We start from the raw sequence: 22,008 nt of genomic DNA on the forward strand, positions 1-22,008 counted from the left end.
CACGCATTTTCGGTCATTCGACGCGCTTGGCCACGATGTCGATCATGAACCGGTTCTTGTCACGCAGCACGTCCATCGCCTTCTCCATCTCCAGCAAGGTACGGCGCTGCTTCTCGGTCAGCTGCTCGCTTGAGCTCTTGCTGTGCAGCAAGTAGTAAATGCCGCTCTTGAGAATCGAGATCTGGTTCATCGTGGTATGAGCCAGCTGTTCAACACGCTGGTCCGCCGAAATGGAATGCTCGGCATGGAACGCCAGTGCACGCGAATTGTCGGTGCTGGCCTGTTGAGCACCGGACGCCGGCGCCATCGGCTCCTGTTGGCCGCCGGGCAGAATGAAACCGCGCACCGTGCTGGTGAAACTCAACACGTCAATCGGTTTGTAGATCACGCCGCAACAACCGCATTGAATCGCCCGGTCGGCTTCGCCACTGAGCGCCATCGCGGTGAAGGCCACCACCGGCACATGATGCGTCCTGGCGTCCCGGCCGATCTGGCGAGCGGCCTCGTACCCGTTCATGCCGGGCAGGTTCATGTCGAGCAGAACGATATCCGGCACCTCTTCGCGCAGGGCCTCGAGAGCATCCTCCGCCATCGAGAACTGACGCACACGGGCGCCCTCGTCCTCAAGCAGCTTGACCGCCAGCTCGGCATTGAGCGGGTTGTCTTCAACAATGAAAACATTCATGGAATCAAATTCCTCACGCGGCACGGGGAGTCGATACACCAGTGACGCATTCGTGGATACCGCAAAATGCTTCGACCGCGCCGCTCACCATGTGTTCGAGATTGTGCATCGCATCTTCAAGTTCGAGCACGGAGAGAAAGGCGTGCCATTGGGCCAGACCTCCGCCGTAATACGCCAACGGCACCGCCTCTCCGAGGCTCGCTCGCAGGTGCCGTGCGATCAGTTGCCCCCCCAGACGAGAGCCCTCAAGCACGTAAGCCGCTCCGATGGCAGTCCAGGTGGATGTCGGCAAAAGATGAGACGGCCACACGGCGGGCGCGGGCATCGTCACCGGCTCGCCCAATGCAGCCAGGTCCCGGGCCAGGTCCGCTTGCCGGGGCGCATACCGCCACGCGCAGCCTGCCAGCGCTCGCGCTTCCGCCGCGCTCAGGCATCTCACGATACGCTCCTCCAGCGGGGCAATCACGGCAAACCATGTTGCCAGATGTCCGGCATAGTCACGCGTCGACACATCGGCCGACAGCGGAACCTGAGCAAAGGCGGTCTGCTCGAGCCGAGCATGCCACGGCATCGTGGCTTCGCGAAGACAAGTGCGAGCACTTCGATGCGACACGGAGCAGAGGTTTTCCGACAGGCTCATGCGTGTAGATGCCCGCCAGAGCGGGATTTAAAGACCCAGAACCAGCGCAGTTTAGGTAAGCCCTTTGCGTCACACAAGCGTTTTTGACATACCCCCTCCGCGCGAAGTGACAGGTGGCGACATGCGGGGAAACCGTCCGGATGCAGCCGGTACGCTTTCATCATAGGCAGACGGCATTCATCGACACCGGAATCGAAATTCGCAGGCAACCTCGCGTTTGATTTGTGCGTAGCGCCAAGTCGTTGGGGCACTGACATTCATGACACAACGACTTGCCGTATGAACCGGATATTTCCGCCGGGATCGCTGCCATCTGACGATCGATCCATGCAGCGCGAGTGAGCCGGGCGATGCACCCCTCACCCATCATTCAACGATGTATGGTCGGGCGGATCAGCGCAACATGTTGCGGGCCGCCAGCCCCTGGGCGGCGAAGTGCTGCAGCAGTTCCTGCTGATGCACGGCATCGCGGGTCTCGATTTCCAGAATGACTTCGGTCATGCCGACCGCCACGTGCAGTTCGCCGCGGCGATGCTCCACGTGGCGGATGTTCATGCCCAGCGCCGCCACTTCGCGGATCACGCGCATCAGGTGACCCGGGGTGTCCGACACGGTCACCGCCACGCTCATGAGCCGGCCCGACGAGGCCAGGCCGTAGTCGATGGAACGCCCCACCAGGCTCATGTCGATGTTGCCGCCTGAAATCACGCAGACCACGGTGTCATCCGGGCGAATGGCGATCTTGCCCTGCATGAGCGCGGCCAGCCCCACCACGCCGGCGCCTTCACCGATGGTCCGGGTGCGTTCGAGCAAGGTGACAACGGCCTCGGCAATGGCGTTGTCGTCCACGGTCACGATCTCGTCCACATATCGGGCGATGACCTGCCGGGTGAGCGCGCCCGGCTGTTTCACCTTGATGCCGTCGGCAATGGTGAAGGCGCCCGCCGGGACCGGTTCCAGCACACCGTCGGTGAGGTAACGCCGATACGGCGCCACCGCCTCGGTCTGCACGCCGATGATGCGGATATCGGGTCGCTGCAGCTTGAGCGCCAGCGCAATGCCCGAGATCAACCCACCACCACCGAGTGGCACGACCGCCACCGTCATGTCGGGCGCATCCTCGAGCATTTCCAGCCCGCAACTGCCCTGCCCGGCGATCACATCCCAATCGTCGTAGGGATGCAGAAAGACCCAGTCATGGGCGGCCGCCAGCTCGCGCGCCCGGCGGGCTGCCACCTCCAGCGTGTCGCCTTCCAGCTCAATGGTCGCGCCCAGCCGGCGACAGGCTTCGATCTTGGTCAGCGGCGCGCTGGTTGGCATCACCACTGTCGCCGGGACACCCGCCAGCGCCGCTGCCCGCGCCACGCCCTGGGCATGATTGCCGGCCGAGGCGGCGATGACGCCTTGCGGACGATCCGATTCGAGCAGGCGAGCGAGTTTGTGTGTGGCCCCGCGAATCTTGAAAGAGCCCGTCCGCTGCAGGTTTTCGAGCTTGAACTGCAGGGCAAAGCCCAGATCCTGCGACAGCGGGTCATTGGTCCATTGCGCGGTATGCAAGACGGCCGTACCGATGCGCGCGCGTGCCGACTGCAAGGCCTTCAGATCAAGCGCGATCGGGTCAGGAGCGACCATGAGTGAGAAGGCCTCCGTTCAGCACAGGGGAAAATGGCGCCAGCTGACGCCAAGCATACCGCCACCGTCATGAGGCGCAAGCGCTCATGCCCACTGCAGCGGCGCCGGCAAGGGGGCCAGCGCGAAGTCGACTCTCAGGGTCGCGCGGGCGTCGGCGTCCTGCGCGGCGGGCGATCGATGAAGCGTGTGCATGGCCAGCACCAGCGCGTCGCCGGCCTCGGCGACGGTGGTTTCGACGGGGTATCGTCCGGCGATCCGTGACGCCTCCGCCGCCAGGATGCGGCCCTCCCGATGCGAGCCCACGGCAATCTCCATGCCGCCGTTGGCGCGGGTGTGCTCGTCCAGATGCACCCGCACGAAGAGCATGTTGGACAGCACGGATTCGGGCGGCTCGCAGTGCCAGATGCCCGACTTGAGCGACCAGGCGCCAAAGCCCGGCAGGTCGACACGCCGATCCACGGCAATGACGCGATCCTGATGCCACCCCAGCTGCCAGTTCGACGCGTCGGTCTTGTTGAAGGCCAGCACGCGCACCGGCCTCGCTGCTGGCCAGACCGAGCGCACCGTCTCGGTCACGCGGCCGCCCGCCACCGCGCGGAAAAGCGGATGCTCACGATCTACACGATGCCCCGGATGCGTACCCGGCTCAATGCATTGTTTGAGGTGTTCGATCTCTGGCGTGTCGATGGCCCGCCTGAACCACAGACAGCCGTGTTGCTCGAACCCGGCCCGACCGGTGTCGGCGTCGCTCATCCGAGCTTGCTCCTGAACATGAAGTACACCGCCCCGAGCAGGCACAGCCCTGCCCAGAGGTAATCCAGTTTCAGGGGCTCTTTGAGATAAAAGAGTGAGAACGGCACGAACACGCTCAGGGTGATCACCTCCTGCACGATCTTGAGCTGCCCAACACTCAGCACCGAGTAGCCGATGCGATTGGCCGGCACCTGCAGCAGATATTCGAACAGGGCAATGCCCCAGCTCACCAGTGCAGCCACGAACCAGGGTTTGGCGCTCATTTCCTTGAGGTGGGCATACCACGCGAAGGTCATGAACACGTTACTGAGCGTCAGCAGGCCGATGGTCGAGAGGATGGGGGACATTCGTTTTTGGGCATCCGACAGGCAATGACGCATCGTACTTCGCCGCGCCCTTGCTGACGCACCGGATGCCGAGCAAGGGCAAAAAAACCCGGCCTGCGCCGTAATGCCGTTCAGTTCAGGGATGGTTTCTCCCCCTTCAAGGGGGAGGTCAGGTGGGGGATGGGGTTTGAACTGCCCGATTTCACCCCATCCCCACCCCAACCCTCCCCTTGAAGGGGAGGGGGCACCCCATCCATGAAGCCTGGATTCGCTTAACTCAACGATATTTCGGCATGGGCCGGGCTGTCGGTGCGGCGCAGACCGCCCGGCCCTAGCGGTAACCGGCCCGATCCAGCAGCTTCTGCGCGTCGACCAGATGCAGGGCGATGTCCCACAGGGAACGTGTATCGGCCTTGAAGGCGCCCATCTCGTCGAGGGCCGGGTTGTCGACCGCGACCGAAGGGACCGCCGGCCATTCATTGTTGCCATTGGCAAAGTGCCGCTGAGCGCTGTCGCTGGCGAGGTATTCGAGAAACTTCACGGCGTTTTTCGGGTGGGGCGCGGTCTTGACCAGGCCGCCGCCGGAGATGTTGACATGGGTGCCGCGGTCGGCCTGGTTCGGCCACACGATGCCCACCCGTTGCTCGACCAGATTGCGCTCCTCGACCCTGTCCGAATTGAGCATGCGCGCCACGTAATAGGAGTTGGAGACCGCCACGCCGCAACGCCCGGTGGCCACCTCCTTGATCTGGTCCAGATCACCGCCCTTGGGACTGCGGGCAAAGTTGGCCACCACGCCGCGCGCCCATTGCTCGGTTGCCTCGACACCCAAGGCCTCGACCAGGGAAGCGACCAACGTGAGGTTGTAGGTATCCCCGCCGGAGCGGCTGCACACCAGCCCCTTGAGCTTCGGGTCGGCCAGCGATTCGTAGGTGGGGACGTCTTCGGCCTGGAGCTTGCGCTTGTTGTAGATGATCAGCCGCGCCCGCTGGGAAAAGGCATACCAGGTCTTCGCCCGCAGGTGCGCCGGGATGCGCTCGTCCAGATAGGCCGAACCGGTCTCGGCAAACACGTTGTTGGCTTCGGCCTGGGCAAGACGCGCCACATCGACGGTGATGAACACGTCGGCCGGGCTGTGTTCGCCCTCGCGCAGAATGCGTTCGAGCAACTCCTGCTCGTTGCCCTCGACCCGGTTGATACGAATGCCGGTTGTGGCTTCGAAATCGTCGTAGAGCGCTTCGTCCACCTGGTAGTGACGCGCTGAATACAGGTTGAGCACCTGCTCTTCTTCGGCGTGCGCTGAGGCACTCATCGCCATGGCCGCGAACAGGCCAAGCAGCATGTGTTTCATCAAAGAACTCCGTGGATGTGCGTGACGCATGCGGGCGCCTCAGGGCGTGGCCCAGCGCCGCAACAGGTTGTGATACACGCCCGTCAGCTTGAGGATCTGCGGGTCGTCCGGCGGCAGCGTGTGCTGCAGCGCCTGGATGGACTGGTCCAGGTCGAACAGCAGGCTGCGCTCGCCTTCATCGCGCACCATGCTCTCGATCCAGAAAAAGGCGGCCACCCGCGCGCCGCGGGTCACCGGCGTGACCCGGTGCAGGCTGCTCGACGGATACAGCACCATATCGCCCGCGGCGAGCTTGACCGGCTGGATGCCGAAGGGCCCTTCGATTTCCAGTGCGCCACCGTCGTAGGCCTCCGGGTCGGCCAGGAACAGCGTGGCCGACAGGTCGGTGCGCACCGAAACCTGGGTCCCGGGTACCTGCATGATGGCGCTGTCCACATGCGCGCCATAGGTGCCGCCGTCGGCATAGCGGTTGAACTTGGGCGGGTAGATTTTCCCCGGCAGTGCCGCCGAGATGAACAACGGATGCTCGCCCAGGCGTCGCACGATGGCATTGCCCAGTTCGACGGCCACCGGATCGGCGTCGTCGAGCTGTTCGTTGCACTTCACGTGGCGGGCGACCGTCCCGGCGGTGGCGGTGCCATCCTGCCAGGCTGCCGAATCGAGCCGTTCGCGCAACAGCTGCACCTCGTCCGCCGAGAGTACGCCGTGAATCGGGATCAGCATCGGGGCACCTCCGTGAGCAGATCGGCGGTGATGTCACCCAGGGTGCGGCACCCCGCCAGCGCCATGCACATCTCGAGTTCTTCGCGCATCAGCTTGAGCATGTGGGCGACACCGAGTGCGCCACCGACGGCCAGGGCGTAGATCTGCAGCCGGCCGATCATCACGGCATTCGCCCCCAGGGCGATGGCCTTGAAGGCATCGGCGCCCGAACGCACCCCGCTGTCGAACAGCACCGGGTAGTCCGGCCCCACGGCCTTGCGGATGCCGGGCAGGCAGTCCAGCGCGGCCGGCACCCCATCCAGCCCCCGACCGCCGTGATTCGAGACGATCACGCCATCGACCCCCGACATGCGCAGGCCGAGGGCGTCGTCCGCGCGCAGCACGCCCTTGACGATCACGGGCAGCGACGACATCTTGAGCAGCCACATGAGATCGTCCATGGTCGGGGCGTCACGCATCATGCCGTCGAGGATCACGCTCTGCGACGGGCTCAGGCTCATCTGCGCCGGCGCGGCATAGTTGGCCAGACTGGCGGCCTGAACCGACGCGGGGCGAACGAAGCCGGCCCGCAGCGCGCGCCGCCCCGGCTGCTGGATGGGCGCATCGAGCGTCACCACCAACGCCTCATAGCCGGCGCGCGCGGCACGCCGCACGAGATCGGCCGTGACCTCGCGCGAGGGCTGGAAATAGAGCTGAAACCATTTGGCACCGCTCGACGCGGCACTGACGGTTTCGAGCGAAAACGCCGACAGGGTCGATACCGTCATGAGCGTATCGGTGGCTTCCGCCCCCCGCGCGGTTTCGGTCTCCCCGTGGGGATGGGCCAGGGTCTGAAAGGCCACCGGCGCCAGCATGAGGGGATGCTCCCGTGGGTGCCCCAGCAGCGTGGTGCGCGTATGGCCGCCGCGCACATCCTTCAACAATCTGGGGAGAATGCCCCAACGCGAAAAGGCCTGCCGGTTGGCCGACAGGCTTGTCTCTTCCCCGCTGCCGCCGGCCAGGTACTGGAAGCAGTCGTCCGGGAGATGGTCCGGGGCAAGGCGCTCGTAGTCGGACGCCCCATGGATGTCCGGCGGCAGGCGCATGGCCCGCTCGGGTGGTGTCGTCAGTGCATTCATGGATCTGGCTCGGCAGCCCCGCCGCGCGCGACGGGGCCCGCCTGGCTTAAAAGTCGTAGTTGAAGGTCAGCTGGGCGTTGCGGGCATCACCCAGGTACATGAAAGCGCCGGAGCGATAGGCCGACAGGTAGTAGGTCTCGTCGGTCACGTTGCCCACATTCAGCCGCGCGGAGAGATTGCGGTTGAACCGGTAGCTGGCGAACAGGTCGAGCACGGTGTAATCGGGCACCTTGACGGTCAGCTGCTCGGGCGACTCGGGCGTGCCGGAATACTTCCTGCCCTGGTAGGTCACGTTGCCGCCGAAGGTGAATTTCGGGGTCGCCGCGTAGCTGAGCAACACCGAGGCAGTCGTCTCGGGGAAGTTGGAGAGGCCCGCATCGACACGGCTCTGGTCCTGCGACTTGAGCCACTTGGCGTTCATCACGGCCATGCCGGCCTGCGCGCTGAGCTTTTGGGTCAGGTTACCGGCCATGCCCAGTTCCACACCCTGCACGCGGTACTTGCCGGTGTTGATGGCGCCGATGTCGGTGTAGCTCTGACCGCCGATGATTTCCATCACGTCGCTCTTGGTGACCTGGAACCAGGCCGCGGTCAGCAGCAGCTTGCCGCGGTTCACGTTCCACTTGGTCCCCACTTCGATGTTCTCGGATTTCTCCGGCTCGCTCTGGGCGAACAGTGCCTGGCGCTGCGCCGTGGTCAGCGCCACGCCACCGGCGCCGGTGCTCGGCACGCAGATGCCGCCGTAATCGCACGAGGACACATCCGACTCGCCACCATTGATGTCGCTGGCCGTGCTGTAGGTGACATACACATTGGCGTCCGGCTTGAACTGCCAGGTCAGGCCCAGGTGACCATTCCACAGGCCGTCATCCAGTTCCCACTTGGTCTTGGTGGTAGTGCCGGTGACGGTGCGCAGATCCACATGGTCGTAGCGCAGACCGCCGAACAGGGTCCACTCCTCGGTCAGATCGATGGTATCCATCGCCGAGAGCGAGATGGTCTTCGCGTTCCAGTCGATGTCGGCATCGCCTTTACTGATGCTGCGATCCAGCAGCGAACCGATGTTGTTCACATAGTTGCCACTGGGGTCGACGATACACACCGCATCGCGGGGGCTTCCGCCGCGGCCGCTGACCACGCAGTTGCTGTTGGCCGAATAGTCGTACTGACCGTTCAGGACGCTGTGATCGGAATACTCCAGGCTGAAGATGAACTCATGGTCCATACCCCAGAGATTGCGCTCCGCATACAGGTTGGTCTGGTTGGCGAAGTATTCCACCTCCTGCCAGCCCTGATGGGTACTGAGCGAGACGGTGTTATAGACACCGCCTGGGTTGGTGGCGTGGGTGGCACGGTCGTTGGCGCCGGTGATCACGTAGCCGTTGTCGGTGGTGCCGTAGCGCGTGAGGTTGGTGATGCGGGTCTTGTCATCAAGGTAGTAGCGCGCACGCAAGGTGAAGGTGTCGATCTCCGACTTGAGGAAATCCTCGTCCTGCACGTACACAGGAATGTTCGTTGCCGGCTTGCCCGAATCCAGCGTCCAGGTCCCCAGATCCTGCTGCTCGTCGGTCTTGAGGTGGTAGTAGTCGGCGGTCAGGTCCAGTTTGTCGGTGGCCTGCAGGTTCCATGACAGGGCCACGCCATCGCGGCCACGATTGGCCGGCGAGCGGTCGGGCACGTCCTGGCGGTGATGCAGCAGGTTGATCCGCAAGGCGTTGTCTTCATTGATGACGAAGTTGCTGTCCGCCGTCATGCGCACGTAGCTGTCGGTGCCGAAACCGACCGACAGCTTGGTGAAGTCCACATCGGTCGTGGCCTGCTTGGTGATCGAGTTGATCGCCCCGCCCGTGGCCCCGCGCCCGGCAAAGGTCGAGCTCGGGCCCTTGGTGATCTCGAGCTGCTCGACAGCAAAGCTTTCGCGCACCGTCATGCCCGGATCGCGCAGGCCATCGACGAACACATCGGAACGGGCTTCCTGGCCACGGATGATGTAACGGTCGCCAAAGGCATTGCCGTTCTCGCCCGTGCCCAGCGTGATACCCGGCTGGGCACGCAGGATGTCGCGCAGGTCGGTACGGCCGGTGTCGAGCATCTGCTGTCTGGTCAGCACGGTGATGGTCTGGGGCGTCTCGGCAAGGGGCCGGGTGTGGCGCTCGTCGCCCGAGGTGCGGGCCTTGTACGGCGCACCGGGCTCGGCATTGGGGTTCGGGTCGATCGCTTCACTGACCACTTCCACCGGCGCCAGGGTGGTCGTGCTTTCCGTCGACTGGGCCACGGCCAGCGGGGTGAACATGGTCGTGGTCACCCCAAGGGCCAGGGCTGTGCGCGTCATGGTGCCGGGCACCGGCTTGGCTGCCACGCGGAAACTGGCCGGCAGGGAAATTGCGGATTTTTGCTGTGTCATCTCTCTGAGCTTTCAAACGCACCGAGGCAAAGACACAGTCATCGACGCAGTCGCCCGCGACACCATTTTCAGTGTCGCAGCGCCCTGTCATGGCGACCCGCCCAGCCAACGGTTGGGGAAACAGAACGGTTGGCTGGCGTCTGGCTGGCTACCGGATACCGGTCGATCAGATCGACCAGGAAGCGCACGCTTCTTTATTGCGAATGCGAATCTATCTCATTCCCGGCCGTTACTCAAGCCTCTCCGCACTTTTTTGATCACCCCCTCGCGGCTCGGCGGCGTCCAACCAGCTAGCAAAGCATTGCAAGCCCGCGTTCCGCAGCCCTCGGACACGCGCCATTTAATCGCCCAGCAGTACCCTTGCGATGCCTGCAATGAACAGACGGGTTCGCAAACAAATAGACTGGTTCCGTCGGGTGTGGATGAGAAAACGCGACGTCGGCCTCGCGCCGTTTCGAGCCCGGGCCGATTTTTTTGGGCTGAAAATCGGCCTGAACAGCCATTGATCGATGCGACTACCACTGGCCGCAATGTGCAGACTATCTGACACAGCAATGTTCGGCACAGGGCGACGACCACGCAATAGGGAAGACCAATTGTGGCCCAGCGAGCGTGCGGCTAGTCTGAAAAGCAAAGCTTTGGGCTAATGGATAAGAGAGGCGTTTGCGTGAACTGAGTCCGAAAGTTCATATTGCTCGGCGTACAAGGACTCATAGCGAATACGTAAGTCGAACTGGCGCGTAGTCAACAGGGTAGCCACTGCCAAGTGGCATGCACTCTTATCGGCTTTAGTGGGTGTAAGTAGCGGTACATCCTCTCCAACGCTGATAGCGCTTTCTTCTAGAGGCCACGCGTGGGCAAAGCACTCCGCTTCAAGGCCGAGTTCATCAAGAACTTCTTGCCACCTGCTCTTTCCGAGGCCCTCGAAGCGCTTTGTACCAATGGTGACACTCATGCCTCGCAAAACTGCCGGGCCAAGGCCGTTATTCGTTATGTATAGCCCATTCTTTCCTCCAGGCCCCTCCAAATGCGGAGTGAGGAGTAGTAGCGGCCTTACACTAAGTTGATTGTGGCGCCTACCGACTTCAAGCTGCCACCAGGAGAGCCCGACGGCGACTAGCGAAATGATTACTGCAAAAATCGATAGGTATGTCTCTAGACGTTTCATACACCTTTCCCTAGACGCCCCCGATCACGACGATATTGGCTTGACACGGATAATGTCGTACCACCGCCCAAAAACTAACTATGTGGCTCCATGTTTCGACCTAACCGATTTGGTCGGACGGCGCGTTGAGTTTCAGTCGAAGACAACTCGACCGCCCATGATGTTGTAGTGGGGAGCTTCTATTTAATGCAAGTCGAATAACCCATAAGCTTATATCATCCTGATAATTTCAATTCGCGCAGATCTTCCTTCCATGTCGCCAGCCGAATCACGAATCGAGTCCAAACCCAACGTTCAACGCACCTTCCGTGATCTGTCCAAAGAGAAAGTAGCCGACATCGAGCGCGCCTCAATTCTGGCCCGGATGGGCTGGTCGGATGCCTTTGGCTGGGACAGCCTGCTTGAATCGAAGCGTATCCTGATGATCTCCGAGGCGGGAGCTGGAAAGACCTACGAGTGTCGTGCCCAGCAGCGGGAGTTGTGGGAGCAAGGCGAGCCAGCCTTCTATCTCGATCTGGCACAGCTCGCGACCAACAATGTGCGGGATCTTCTGTCAGCAGACGAGGAGGCAAGACTGGATGCATGGCTGGCGGCGCAATCCGATGTTGCCACCTTCTTTCTCGACTCGATTGACGAGCTAAACCTTACCCTCGGCTCGTTCGAAACTGCACTTAATCGGCTAAGCAAGGCCGTTGTCGGGCAGCTAGGGAGAGTCCGGATCATAATTACGACGCGCCCGATAGCGGTCGATCAGCAGCTGTTCCGGAAATATTTCCCAGTGCCCGATTCGTGGGAGCGTATCGAGGGCGGCCATGCCTTTGCCGACGTTGCGATGGGGCGCCGGCGACAGGGTTCGAACCGGCAAGAGACGGCGGCGCCAATCTGGCGCAATGTCGCGCTGATGCCCTTATCGGACGATCAGATCCGGGTGTTGGCGGCAGTCGAGGGTGTAAACGATGCTGATGCTTTGCTCGCAGATATCCTCAAGCGCAACGCTGAGGATTTCGCACGACGCCCTCAGGATCTCGTTGAGCTTTGTTCAGACTGGCACGAGCACCACCGCATCCGCACTCACCGTGAGCAGGTAGAGCAGAACATCCGCGTCAAGCTTAAGCCGCGAACCGACCGGCGAGAGCCGGCGGAGCTATCACCAGACAAAGCACTCGAAGGAGCAAGCCGCCTTGCGCTCGCTGCAATGCTTACCCGCAAGCTGACAATCCGGCTCAGCGTGGAGGCTGACCGGGGCGGTGAGCCAGGAACGGCGCTTGATCCCGAGGCAGTTTTGCATGATTGGACTTCCGAGGAGCGTGGGACATTGCTTGAGCGCGCGCTCTTCGGGTTCGCGAGCTACGGCCGCGTGAGGTTCCATCACCGCTCGGTGGTCGAGTTCCTCGCAGCTCATCATCTTCACGATCGCTTGTGCCACGGCATGCCGCTCAAGGCGGTTAAGCGTCTGCTATTTACCGAAACGCCGCAAAAAATCAAAGTCGTCCGACCGACAATGCGTCCGGTCGCGGCATGGCTGGCAGCATCGCATTCCAGCGTGTTTTCTGAGGTTCAAGATCGCGAGCCAGAGGCACTGTTAGATTTAGCTGACCCGGAATCACTTCCGCTCCAACAACGCGTCGCTGCACTACAGTCTTATATGCATCATTACGGTAAGGGAGGGTGGCGCGGCCTCCACGTTCCTCAGGTACAGGTTCATCGTTTCGCCTCACCAGACTTGGATGCGCACGTGTCGGAGCTGTGGCGCGCAGGAGTCGAAAACATAGAAAGCCGCGAGCTCTTGATCGAGTTGATCGGTGCCGGACCAATGCCCGGCTGCGCGAATCTGGTTCATGGTGTCGCAATTGATGGATCGGCCACTCAAGGTGAGCGTCACGACGCGATCGACGCTCTGGTCCGCTTAGACGACCCGCGGGTCAAGTCGCTCGCTCAATCAATAGTGGAGGAGCCGGCACTCTGGCCCGATGCCATTGCAAGAGGCGCGATCGTGCAGCTGATCCCGAGGTATATCGCGCCTGACGGGGTTTGCGAGATCTTGAAGCGCGTCCGGGCGTCGAAAAGCTCCGTCGACTCGCTTGAGTGGGTATTGCCTCGAAAAATTGCCGAACTTGTGTTCCCTCCGAAATATCTGGCTCAGATCCGCGCGGGCATGACCGATCTGGTCACCGAGGGGCTCGCTTGGGAGAAACATCGCGCCAGGCTTGTCAGCAAGCGCTCACACCTACTCCCAGCACTTGCTGCTGTTTGCCTAAGGCTACTTCGGGAGGGTGAGACGGACGCCTCGGTCCTACATTCTTCGGTGATCGCGCTGCGCCTTCAAGACGAGGACGCCCCCCATTGCGAAGCTGCGCAGAACCTTCGTGCGATGCTCGCCGAGCAGGCGTCGCCACTCCGCGAAGCGATCTTCTTGGCCGACGATGCATTCAGTGAGAGCGTGCATCCCGAGGTCGATCCGTGGCGGCGTCTTTTCCGCGCATCCTACCGCGGCCCGCTCGTTCTAAATGACGCGCAAGATGGCTGTTGGGTACGGCGCATCCTTGCCGACCCCGACCGCTCACTACCAGTGCGAACAATGATGCTTGAGGCCTTGAGTCGCGTCATATGGGATGGCGCGGGCGATCCACACGATCATATTGAAGGCCTGCGGCAGTACGTTTCCGGTGAACCAGAGCTGACCACGTTGATCGACCGCCATCTCTCGCCCCGAGAGATCGACCCGGAAGAGGCTGAGTTACAGGCGAACATCGAACGGCAAAGAGTTTCCGCCGCGCAGCGTGACGCGAAAAACCACGCGGATTGGGTCGCATTCTGGCGTGAGGTTGCCGAACATCCCGAGACCGCCTTCAGTGCCGATCACGAGGGCAACACCGCCTGGAACCTCTGGCAGGCGATGCGGCAGTCTGGTAAGGAAAGCCGCGCATCGGGCTGGAATCGCCGTTTCATAGAACAGTATTTCGACAAGGAAGTAGCCGACCGGCTACGCGCCAGCATGCGGCCGATCTGGCGCAACGATCGACCAACCCTTCCGAGCGAGAGACCCGAGGACAAGCGGGGGACCATCCTCATACGTTGGCAGCTTGGGCTGGCCGCAATTGCTGCCGAGGCCGAGGATACTGACTGGGCAATTAAGCTTTCGGTCGAGGAGGCTGAACTCGCAGCTCGCTACGCGCCGATCGAATTGAACGGCTTCCCGGCATGGTTCGAAGCACTCGCCCGCGCGCATCCGGATGCGGTCGAGCGCACCCTTGGCCCAGATATTAGCGCCGAACTCGAAGATTACGCAGCGCGGGGTTCATCCTCAATTCTGCTTCAGGATGTGAGCCATGCGCCGACTGCGGTCATCAAGCTGTTCCTACCACGCCTGCGCGCTTGGCTCGATGCTCATCACGACAATCTGCGCGACGGCGAGGTCGAGGCACCCGCGCCCGGGGGACTCGAGCGCGTACTCGAAATTCTTCTTGACCATGGCGGCGATGAAACAAGAGCCCATATCCGCGACTTGGCTGAGGATCATCTAAAGGTCACCGGGTATGGACCATTCAAACAAATTTGGCTGACAACACTGCTACGCCTCGATCCGGCTGCAGGAACAGCCGCCGTCGAACGCGTTTTGGCGCCAGTGGATGCCTCGGTGACAGCTACCGCTATAAATGTCTTCGGGGCCACATTCGGCGAGCGCTACGGAAATCTGCTAGTTAACCTCGGAGATCCGAGCTTCACCCCAAAGCTTCTCCTACGTCTAACCCGGATCGCATATCAGCATGTGCGCCCCTGCGACGACATTACACGCGAGGGTACCTATTCGCCTGGATCCCGCGATTGGGCGCAGGACGGTCGGAACGCCTTGCTCCGAGCGATTATCGACGCCAAGGGCGCGGAAGCTTGGGAGGTCAAGCTCGAGATGCGCAATGACCCGCTATTCGCCCATTTCCGCGATAGGCTTGCTCTGCTTGCCCGGGAAAAGGCGGCCGAAGAGGCCGACGGAGCCATCTTCTCCGAGTCCGAAGTGGCCACATTCAACCGCTATGGTGAAGCGCCGCCGACAACCCGTGATGACATGTTTGCGATGCTCGTCGATCGGCTTGACGACCTTGATGACTTGCTTCTCCAAGATGTGTCGCCACGCGCCGCCTGGGCTGGGATTAGGGACGAGAAGGTGATGCGCCAGCAAATCGCGCTGCAACTCCAGAGCGCCGCCAACCACGCCTACACGGTCGACCAGGAGGCAGTTACTGCCGACGAGAAGGAGACGGATATTCGACTGCGAGTGGCATCGTCAGGCCAGCAAGCCACTATCGAACTCAAAATCGGCGAAAACTGGTCAGGCCGCCAGCTACGTGACACGATCAATGATCAACTCGTCACCAAATACATGGCTGCAGAAACCAGTCGCTCCGGCTGTCTTCTGGTGACCGTTGCCGACATCAACCGAAGTTGGCAGCACCCGGATACAAACGAAATAAACGAAATTTTAGATATCGACGGACTGCGGACCATGCTCGATGTTGAGGCGGCTAGGATCGTCGACTCCTTAGGAGGCGCCTTGCGGATTGCGATAAAAGTGCTTGATCTGAGGCCCCGCCTCGCAGCCGAGTCCAAATTGAATGCTACGAGGAGTGGCGGACAGAGAGGACACTTCTCCGGCCCGTCCTGAATTGATTCAGATGTGTTCCGATGAGTCTCTTGAGTGGCCTAAGGAACATGCGTCGCGTTGGCTCCCGGAACCAGTCGGCAACCCATAGTGAGTAACTGATCGACGATAGCAGCTTTCTAAAGTGAGGCTCGCTTCACAATTGGTAACTGGGAGTTCGGCAGCTTCGCACTCGATTCTGCCGTTCCGAGATGTCGCTAAGACTGGCAGCTACGGCCGAAAACCGGAGATTCGAAAACGTCCCTTTGAAGGCACCTCGGTCAGTGGCGCGTACGCAGGACTCGCTGGCTTCGCGCAATCCTTCGACCGTTCCTAATCAATGAGCCCTTCACCCATATGGCTGGGCATGACCGGGGCTCATTGGGGAATCGTATCTACGATTGTTTTTGGAACGTTTGGCGCATGTACACCGTGGCACAGCGCCTCCAGCTCAAGACGCGCCTCGATAGCACGCTCGAGTGCACCTTTCTCGCCGTACTTCGAAACTGCGAACGAGCGTGAGCCCGCCTTGATACCCCAGGGCGGGTCGGCGACCCAAGAGATGTAGCAGCGCTGCTGGCCCGATTTGTTGGTATAGATGCGCTTGTGTCGGCGAATTCCGGCCTTGCCGGTGGTGTTGTTCTTGCGCAGCTTCGAGACGTATTCGCGTTTCGGCAACATGGCCAGACTGGTGATCATCTCGTCGCGCCATTGCTGTGCCGCGCGTAGGGCGTCCTCAATGCTGCCGTAACCGCGCTTGCCAAACCATCGCTTGTGGGTCTTGCCGCGTCGTCTGAGGCGTGCCTCGTATCCCTCTTTGCCAGGTGTCGCTTGGTACGTAATGCAATACATGGCATTGACGCTTGCAACCTCCTGTGGCTTTGGCGACGGTTGTGCTTTAGAATCGTCCGACATTACCGCGACCGCATGGAAGCTACAGACTCGGCGCCGATTGGTCTGGCGACCACTGCCAGAAAACGGCGCCATAGTCGCCGCCGACATCAGGCATGGTTTCGCCTTGTTTGAAGTAGCGACGGCTGCCCTGCTTGGCCGGAGTGAACCACCAGCCGGTTTCGGGGCACGGTTGGCCGGCGGGAACATTGGGGCGAGACCGGGATGCGCCGCCACCTGTGCCGCCATCGGAAAAGCGCACCGCGTTTTCGCGCGACCAGGCGACCAGATCCTTGGGGTAGTAGAGATACTTGTGCAGGCTCGAATCGTCTTCGATGCCCAGCAGAATGACCGCGGCGCCGGCTTCGAAGCTCCAGTAGCCGTAGTAGCCAGCGCCTGCTTTATGACTGTCGTGCCAGCCGGTGCCCGATAGGTCCTTGTACCAATGCTTGAGGTAGCGGTCCAAATCCTTGATAGCTTCTTCGTTGGTTTCGCTGCTCATGGCGTCGATGAGTGGCTCGTATGGTCTGGTCGCACACACGTGCTCAGTTTCCATACGGTCCAACGGGGCGTAACTCAGAAATTCTTCGACGAGCCAGTCATATCCAACATTGGCGCCATTGTCCCCATCCTGCAGCGCGGCCAAACGCGGCAGTAAATCGCGACGATGTAGCAGGAAGCACAGACCGATGAGTTGCATCAGCAGGCAGTAATCATCAAGGCTGTAATACTTGAAGACTACGTCGTTGCGGTCACTGGCGTACTTCCACAGTTGTTCGCCGTAGCGTTCGTAGGCGGAAATAACCGCTTCAAGTTCGCTCCGCAACAACGCGATCGGTTCGCCAGCAGTGTAGCGGAGTGCCAATAGGTCAAACTTGCCTTCTGCGCTGGATCGACGCGCGAGCATTTCTCTTTGTAGCTCGCTGGACCCGCTGCCGTAAGGGTTCGAGGCAAAATATTCGACCGACTCTTCTACGACGGGGATAGTGCTCCGGTAGTAGGTTTCACCTAAGAATTGCTGGCGTCGTTGTTTGTGGAATTGCATCTTCGGGGTTCCTGTCATCGCACGCGCTTGTCACGACCTGAGCCAATAAAGCCAGCCCGATTGTCAACCACCTTGTCTATATCTCGATCTCCCCATTCTCGCGTCGCCTCATGAGCTGAATGCATTCCGTCGTCGACCGATTGTTGAGCGAGAAGCAGAATCAACGCTTCGGCGTGAGCCACCGCTTGAGGAATAGAGAAAAATAAGACGTGTCGAGTATACCCATCGCGTTCAATGGCCTTCGCGAGCGATATGTTGTCAACGGCTTTGGCTAACCGTTTCCCTTGAATCCAATCGTGCCCCATCTGAGTGACCTTGCCATTGGCCTGGCGGGTTGCCGGCTGCTGGTTTCCAGTGGAGGCTGAACTCTTCGAGCTACGACCCTTTTTCTTGGTCGTCCCCGACTGCACCCCATCCTTCCCTGTCTTGTCCCAAGCTTCGCCAAGCAAGGTCTTGAGCGATTTCGTCGGATCATAACTTGCCTTGGCTTCGACGACGGCGTACGGCTTCAAGCCATTGCTTTTCCATACCGCGTCGATTCCTCGGCCGCGAACGATGGTGGGCCACAGCTGAACCATTCGATGCGCATCGTTTAACTTCGCTTCGTTCAGAGCCCCTGTGTCATGGAGAGCTGGCGCTCCCCAACCCTTGGCGTCCTGACAGTGATAGTCGGCCATGTGTTCGCCCAGCACACCGAGCGCTTTTAGCGAAATCTTCTTGAATCGCTCAGCTCGTTGAGACGAACGAGTCGGTGTATTGGGCTGTGCGTCGTCGGCGTGGTCCCCTTTGGCACCCTTGCCCTCTTTGGCCTGAGTGCCCGGCTTTGCCTCGGGCGAGCCGGGAGCACGTTTGGCCGTGGGCGCATCTGCACTGGTCTTGCGCCCCTTGGTGAGCCAATCGTCCACCTCCTTCTTGAAGGCATCGAACTGCTTGCCAAGACCAGCGCGAATATCGTCGACCTGCTTTCTGAGATTCTTGTCCAGATGCCGAGTCAGATTCGGATTGGCGAGGATGTCGTCGAGCTGTTTGCGTACCTTCGACAGGTCCAGCACCTCGCGCAGCAGTTTTTCCGGATCGCCCTTGTAGAAGCGACGAATCATGGCGAGCAGATCATCAATGTTCGCCGTGCCTGCTTTGACGGCGCGCAAGCTGCGCTTGGCAGCATCGCCTCCTCCGGGGATGAGGCCGATGGTGGCCGTGATGAGGTTGAACCAACCCAATGGGCTGGCGGGTGCCCCGGAAACTTCCACCAATCCCTTGATGATGTCACGGGCATCGACCAGTTGTCCGACGACCGGAATACAGCCAATCACCGTCTCGGCGAGGATGGCCCACGGCGCATTGTTGTCGCCCTTGAAGAAACTGAGCGCTTCGCTCTTGAGCGAATCGAACCAGCCGCCACGATCGTCGTTGGCTGCGCTTGGTTTCGAACGGTATCGGGTGCGAGGATTGACGTTGGCCATCAGGCGTCCTCCCTCAATTTCTCTTCCATGGCTTTCTGTTGGGCGGCGTCCAGGTAGTGCCAGGCGTTTTCACCGTCAGGCTCGTCAACATCGGTATTGAATTCGGCAAAGACATCACGTTGCTCGCTGGTAGCCTCGTTAGCCCAGTAGTCGTCCGAATCGCTGACGTACTGCTGGATACGTGCGATGGCTTCTTCGTTGCTTTCGCTGTTGGCTGCGAAGGTGTTCGCAGCCAACTCGACCCGCGCCTCGGGTGCCGCCGGGTTCTCGCCGTAATAGACGCGCGCCGATTGATTAGGCACGCCTTCGATGCGCGCAAAACCATTGGCATCCAGGCGGCCCTCCATGATGGTTCCATCGTCGAACACCAGGCGGTAGGGCGCATTCGAGACCGGCTGTAACCAGTCATCGTGCAGATTCAGTTCAATGAAGTTGGGCGCCTCGGCGGCAAGACCGGTGGGTAGTGCCTCCGGCGAAGCGCTGCCGCTCCCCGGCCCCACAAACGCATTCCCACTGCCCTTGACCGAGAACGTCCCCGGACACGCGAAGGTGATGTCCCCGCCCTTGAGGGTGACGGAACTCTGCCCGGCCTTGAGCACGATGCTGTCCTTGGCCTGGATGTGGATCTCGTCGTTCGAGCTGGTGATGGTCACCGAGTCGTCGGCGAGGATTTCCATCTCGTCGGTGTGGGCCTGGATGGTGTGGGTGCCGGCGGCGGCGATGGATTTGATGCCGCCCGCGTGGGTGTAGAGGCTGGCCGCTTCGCCGGCGGTGGCGGAGAAGGTCTTGGCGCTGGCGATGTGCAGGTCTTCCTGCGCGGTGGCGTGCAGGTTCTGGCTGGCGAAGAGAATGCTGCTGGCGGGGGTTGAGAGGCCGATGTCGTCCGGCCCTTCGGTGACGATATAGGGCTTGGCGAAGCGCTCGGTGGGCTCGCCCAGGCTGCGGCTGCCGGGTTGGGCTTTCTTTGCTTCCTGCCCGCCGATGCTGCCCTCGAATTTGCCCTCTTTCTGTGGATCGAGCCCGTCGATGAATGCCGTTTGTTGCTTGTTGGCCTTGAGGCCGAGGGCACCGGATGCGCTGGCCGCGTCATTGAGCGATTGGGCGCTCTGCTCGGCCGCGCGCAGTTGGCCGACAGCTTCGGCCACATCCATCTGGGTGCTGGTGGCGTTCTGGCGGGCGGTGGTGCTGATGAGCATGCCTTCGCCGGCACGCACGGCCAGCCAGCCGTCGGTGCGTAGCTCAAAGCCGGTGCCGCGCCAGGGCCCGCGATGGGCGCTGTCCAGGCGCTGATCCACCAGGTGGCCCAGGCCCAGCTGGGCGTCGGTTTCGCTGGTGGCCAGACGGGTGCGCAACTGGCCCGGGGCGTCGTCGGTGAGCCACTGATTGGTGCCGGCGCCCTTGCCTTCGTGGTTGTGGCTGTGCCAGCCCGAGACGGTGCCGGGGTGGTTGGCGCCTGAATCGACGCCGGCCGAGAACGGGGGCAGGTCGGCGCCGTTGTAGCACTGACCGACCACGATGGGCCGGTCGATATCGCCATCGACGAAGTCCACCAGCACTTCGGTGCCGATGCGCGGCAGGAAGTGGCTGCCCCAGTTGGGGCCGGCCAGCCATTCGGCCACCCGCACCCAGGTGCCTGAGGTGGCGTCACCCGGGGCGTTGCCCTCGGTGGCGGCCGGCCCGGTGTCGTTGAGGCCGCCCGCGTTGGGCGCCTCGCCCCGCTGCCAGGGGTACTGTATGAGCACCCGATGGTCCCGATCCGTGGTGATTGCCGCGTCGGGGTGGCCGACCACCAGGGCGATCTGCTGACTCACCTGAGGGTGCGGGATCGGGTGCGGCACCACCGGGGCAGCGGCTGCTTGCAGCACGAAGCGGTTGCGGTAGGTGCCTTGTTCCAGTGCAGTGCTTTTCAGCAGCTCGGCCGCTTCGGCGCCCAGGTTGTTGGTGGCGTGGTGTTCCACGTTCAGGATGCGTAGCCGCGCATCATCGCCCTGGTACTGCTCGTGCTGGGTCAGCGTGAAGAGCGTGCCCTCGGCCATCTGGCGCACGGCCCCTTCGCCCGTCAGGCGCCTATGCGCCGATTCGAAGGCGCTGAGCATGAGGTCGGTGCGCAGTTGTGCCGCGGCGGTGTCTTCGAAGCGGTAGGCCGAGGCGCCGTCATAGATCTCCATCACGGGGACATCGCCCATGTCGATCTGGCTGGTCGCCTGGGCAGCGGTGGCGGTGAGTTTCTTGTAGTCCCGGCTGCTGCGGGTGACGGCGTTGGGCACCACCTGGGTGATGTCGTGCAGGACCTGGATGCTGTCTTCAAGTTCGGGGGCGTCGGCGCGGTGAAAGCGCATGGCGGGCTGGCGACTCTCGGGTGCCTCGGCGTTGCGGTCGAAGATCACCAGGGTGTGGCGGGCGTGGGTGCTCGTTTGCGTCGCCTCGTCGCCCGCGACTGCGCTCTGGTCATGCTCGAAGCGGAAGGACAGGCCTTCTTCCGAGAGCAACTGGCGCAGGAAGTCGAAATCGGATTCGCGGTATTGGGTTTTCCGGCTGTAATTGCGCAGGGGTTGGGTCACTTCTGCGCGCCAGTTCGCTTCGCGGTAGTCGCCGAAGACGGATTCGGCGATGCTCAGCACGTCCTTGTCCTGAAACTGGAAGCAGTCACGGCGCTGGGCGCAGAAGGCCAGCCAGGGTTCGACAACAAGACGATAGCGTGCCAAGCCACCATCGGCGCCCAGGCTCATGGCTTCGGTCACATAGCCGTGCCAGTTTCGCAGCGATCCGTCCGCCTGAAGCAGGCGCAGGGTGACCTCTTCGCCGAGCAGTTGCTTCAGTTCGAAATGGGCATTGCCCGACAGGCAGTCCACTTCGAAGCGGAACAGTTCGCTGACAGCTTCGCGACCGGTGAAACGCTCGACGACCAGGGCGGCTTCGGGCAGGGGGGTCTCGATGTTGATGAGACGGGCGTGCTGGGAGAGGTGCGCGGTGAAGAGGGCTCGGAGGGAGGACATGAACGCAACCCGGCAGCAATGACGTTGAAGTATATCCGCGCAGCCACAAATTATTCAATCTGCATCTACTTCATTGTTGTCGTCTGCGCGCGAAATCAAAGGCATGGGCGCGCATTCGACGACGAAAGTCTTTGGGCGCGGTTGCAGACTACATTGCCCTCGTTTCAGCAGGTACGA

At 61.6% G+C, this 22,008-nt stretch carries 14 protein-coding genes; 1 reads left to right on the top strand and 13 read right to left on the bottom strand.

Translation table 11 applies throughout. The features are described from left to right. Positions 1–13: 13 nt before the first annotated feature. The 9 genes from J0W34_RS16650 to J0W34_RS16690 form a co-directional block, all read right to left on the bottom strand. On the bottom strand, positions 14–685 hold the full coding sequence (locus J0W34_RS16650) for a response regulator (RefSeq protein WP_227816335.1): 672 nt from the start codon (positions 683–685) through the stop codon (positions 14–16). A 13-nt stretch (positions 686–698) separates the two neighbouring features. Continuing rightward, positions 699–1,325, bottom strand: coding sequence for a biliverdin-producing heme oxygenase (locus J0W34_RS16655; RefSeq protein ID WP_269144625.1), 627 nt, complete (start codon positions 1,323–1,325; stop codon positions 699–701). A gap of 393 nt (positions 1,326–1,718) precedes the next feature. Next, a complete protein-coding gene (ilvA, locus tag J0W34_RS16660; protein WP_230969523.1) occupies positions 1,719–2,957 on the bottom strand; it encodes a threonine ammonia-lyase in 1,239 nt (412 codons plus the stop codon). Between the two features lie 84 nt (positions 2,958–3,041). Further along, positions 3,042–3,710 carry a phytanoyl-CoA dioxygenase family protein gene (locus J0W34_RS16665; RefSeq protein ID WP_230969524.1) on the bottom strand — a complete coding sequence of 223 codons (669 nt, stop codon included), beginning with the start codon at positions 3,708–3,710 and terminating at the stop codon, positions 3,042–3,044. Next, entirely contained in the window at positions 3,707–4,057 is a 351-nt protein-coding gene (locus J0W34_RS16670; RefSeq protein ID WP_230969525.1) for a DMT family protein, read from the bottom strand. Before J0W34_RS16670 ends, J0W34_RS16665 begins: the two co-directional genes overlap by 4 nt. 310 nt (positions 4,058–4,367) lie before the next feature. Next, complete coding sequence (locus J0W34_RS16675) at positions 4,368–5,387, bottom strand: extracellular solute-binding protein (protein WP_230969526.1); 1,020 nt, start codon at positions 5,385–5,387, stop codon at positions 4,368–4,370. A gap of 39 nt (positions 5,388–5,426) precedes the next feature. After that, on the bottom strand, positions 5,427–6,110 hold the full coding sequence (locus J0W34_RS16680) for a Fe2+-dependent dioxygenase (protein ID WP_230969527.1): 684 nt from the start codon (positions 6,108–6,110) through the stop codon (positions 5,427–5,429). After that, positions 6,104–7,228 (bottom strand): alpha-hydroxy acid oxidase, encoded by a 1,125-nt coding sequence (locus tag J0W34_RS16685; RefSeq protein ID WP_230969528.1) that lies wholly within the window; start codon positions 7,226–7,228, stop codon positions 6,104–6,106. The genes J0W34_RS16680 and J0W34_RS16685 overlap by 7 nt, the downstream gene beginning before the upstream one ends. 46 nt (positions 7,229–7,274) lie before the next feature. Further along, complete coding sequence (locus J0W34_RS16690) at positions 7,275–9,632, bottom strand: TonB-dependent receptor (RefSeq protein ID WP_230969529.1); 2,358 nt, start codon at positions 9,630–9,632, stop codon at positions 7,275–7,277. 1,421 nt (positions 9,633–11,053) lie between these two features. On the opposite strand from J0W34_RS16690, the gene J0W34_RS16695 reads away from it, so the two are divergent. Next, a complete protein-coding gene (locus tag J0W34_RS16695) occupies positions 11,054–15,460 on the top strand; it encodes an NACHT domain-containing protein (RefSeq protein ID WP_230969530.1) in 4,407 nt (1,468 codons plus the stop codon). A gap of 354 nt (positions 15,461–15,814) precedes the next feature. On the opposite strand, the gene J0W34_RS16700 is transcribed toward J0W34_RS16695, so the two are convergent. The 4 genes from J0W34_RS16700 to J0W34_RS16715 are packed head-to-tail and all read right to left on the bottom strand — an operon-like array spanning position 15,815 to position 21,831. Further along, positions 15,815–16,351, bottom strand: a complete 537-nt coding sequence (locus tag J0W34_RS16700) for an AP2/ERF family transcription factor (protein ID WP_230969531.1) — start codon at positions 16,349–16,351, stop codon at positions 15,815–15,817. Between the two features lie 19 nt (positions 16,352–16,370). Beyond that, positions 16,371–17,372, bottom strand: a complete 1,002-nt coding sequence (locus J0W34_RS16705) for a PoNe immunity protein domain-containing protein (protein WP_230969532.1) — start codon at positions 17,370–17,372, stop codon at positions 16,371–16,373. Between the two features lie 14 nt (positions 17,373–17,386). Further along, on the bottom strand, positions 17,387–18,835 hold the full coding sequence (locus J0W34_RS16710) for a hypothetical protein (RefSeq protein WP_230969533.1): 1,449 nt from the start codon (positions 18,833–18,835) through the stop codon (positions 17,387–17,389). After that, on the bottom strand, positions 18,835–21,831 hold the full coding sequence (locus J0W34_RS16715) for a type VI secretion system Vgr family protein (protein WP_230969534.1): 2,997 nt from the start codon (positions 21,829–21,831) through the stop codon (positions 18,835–18,837). The genes J0W34_RS16710 and J0W34_RS16715 overlap by 1 nt, the downstream gene beginning before the upstream one ends. Positions 21,832–22,008: the final 177 nt, after the last annotated feature.

The sequence above is a fragment of the Nitrogeniibacter aestuarii genome (assembly GCF_017309585.1).
Classification (GTDB): Bacteria; Pseudomonadota; Gammaproteobacteria; order Burkholderiales; family Rhodocyclaceae; genus Nitrogeniibacter; species Nitrogeniibacter aestuarii.

Coding starts and splice junctions, on each gene's coding strand:
- J0W34_RS16675 (WP_230969526.1), bottom strand. CDS start 5,387: ATGAAACACATGCTGCTTGGCCTGTTCGCGGCCATGGCGATGAGTGCC.
- J0W34_RS16695 (WP_230969530.1), top strand. CDS start 11,054: ATGTCGCCAGCCGAATCACGAATCGAGTCCAAACCCAACGTTCAACGC.
- J0W34_RS16685 (WP_230969528.1), bottom strand. CDS start 7,228: ATGAATGCACTGACGACACCACCCGAGCGGGCCATGCGCCTGCCGCCG.
- J0W34_RS16670 (WP_230969525.1), bottom strand. CDS start 4,057: ATGTCCCCCATCCTCTCGACCATCGGCCTGCTGACGCTCAGTAACGTG.
- J0W34_RS16700 (WP_230969531.1), bottom strand. CDS start 16,351: ATGTCGGACGATTCTAAAGCACAACCGTCGCCAAAGCCACAGGAGGTT.
- J0W34_RS16650 (WP_227816335.1), bottom strand. CDS start 685: ATGAATGTTTTCATTGTTGAAGACAACCCGCTCAATGCCGAGCTGGCG.
- J0W34_RS16690 (WP_230969529.1), bottom strand. CDS start 9,632: ATGACACAGCAAAAATCCGCAATTTCCCTGCCGGCCAGTTTCCGCGTG.
- J0W34_RS16665 (WP_230969524.1), bottom strand. CDS start 3,710: ATGAGCGACGCCGACACCGGTCGGGCCGGGTTCGAGCAACACGGCTGT.
- J0W34_RS16715 (WP_230969534.1), bottom strand. CDS start 21,831: ATGTCCTCCCTCCGAGCCCTCTTCACCGCGCACCTCTCCCAGCACGCC.
- J0W34_RS16680 (WP_230969527.1), bottom strand. CDS start 6,110: ATGCTGATCCCGATTCACGGCGTACTCTCGGCGGACGAGGTGCAGCTG.
- J0W34_RS16710 (WP_230969533.1), bottom strand. CDS start 18,835: ATGGCCAACGTCAATCCTCGCACCCGATACCGTTCGAAACCAAGCGCA.
- J0W34_RS16655 (WP_269144625.1), bottom strand. CDS start 1,325: ATGAGCCTGTCGGAAAACCTCTGCTCCGTGTCGCATCGAAGTGCTCGC.
- J0W34_RS16705 (WP_230969532.1), bottom strand. CDS start 17,372: ATGCAATTCCACAAACAACGACGCCAGCAATTCTTAGGTGAAACCTAC.
- ilvA (WP_230969523.1), bottom strand. CDS start 2,957: ATGGTCGCTCCTGACCCGATCGCGCTTGATCTGAAGGCCTTGCAGTCG.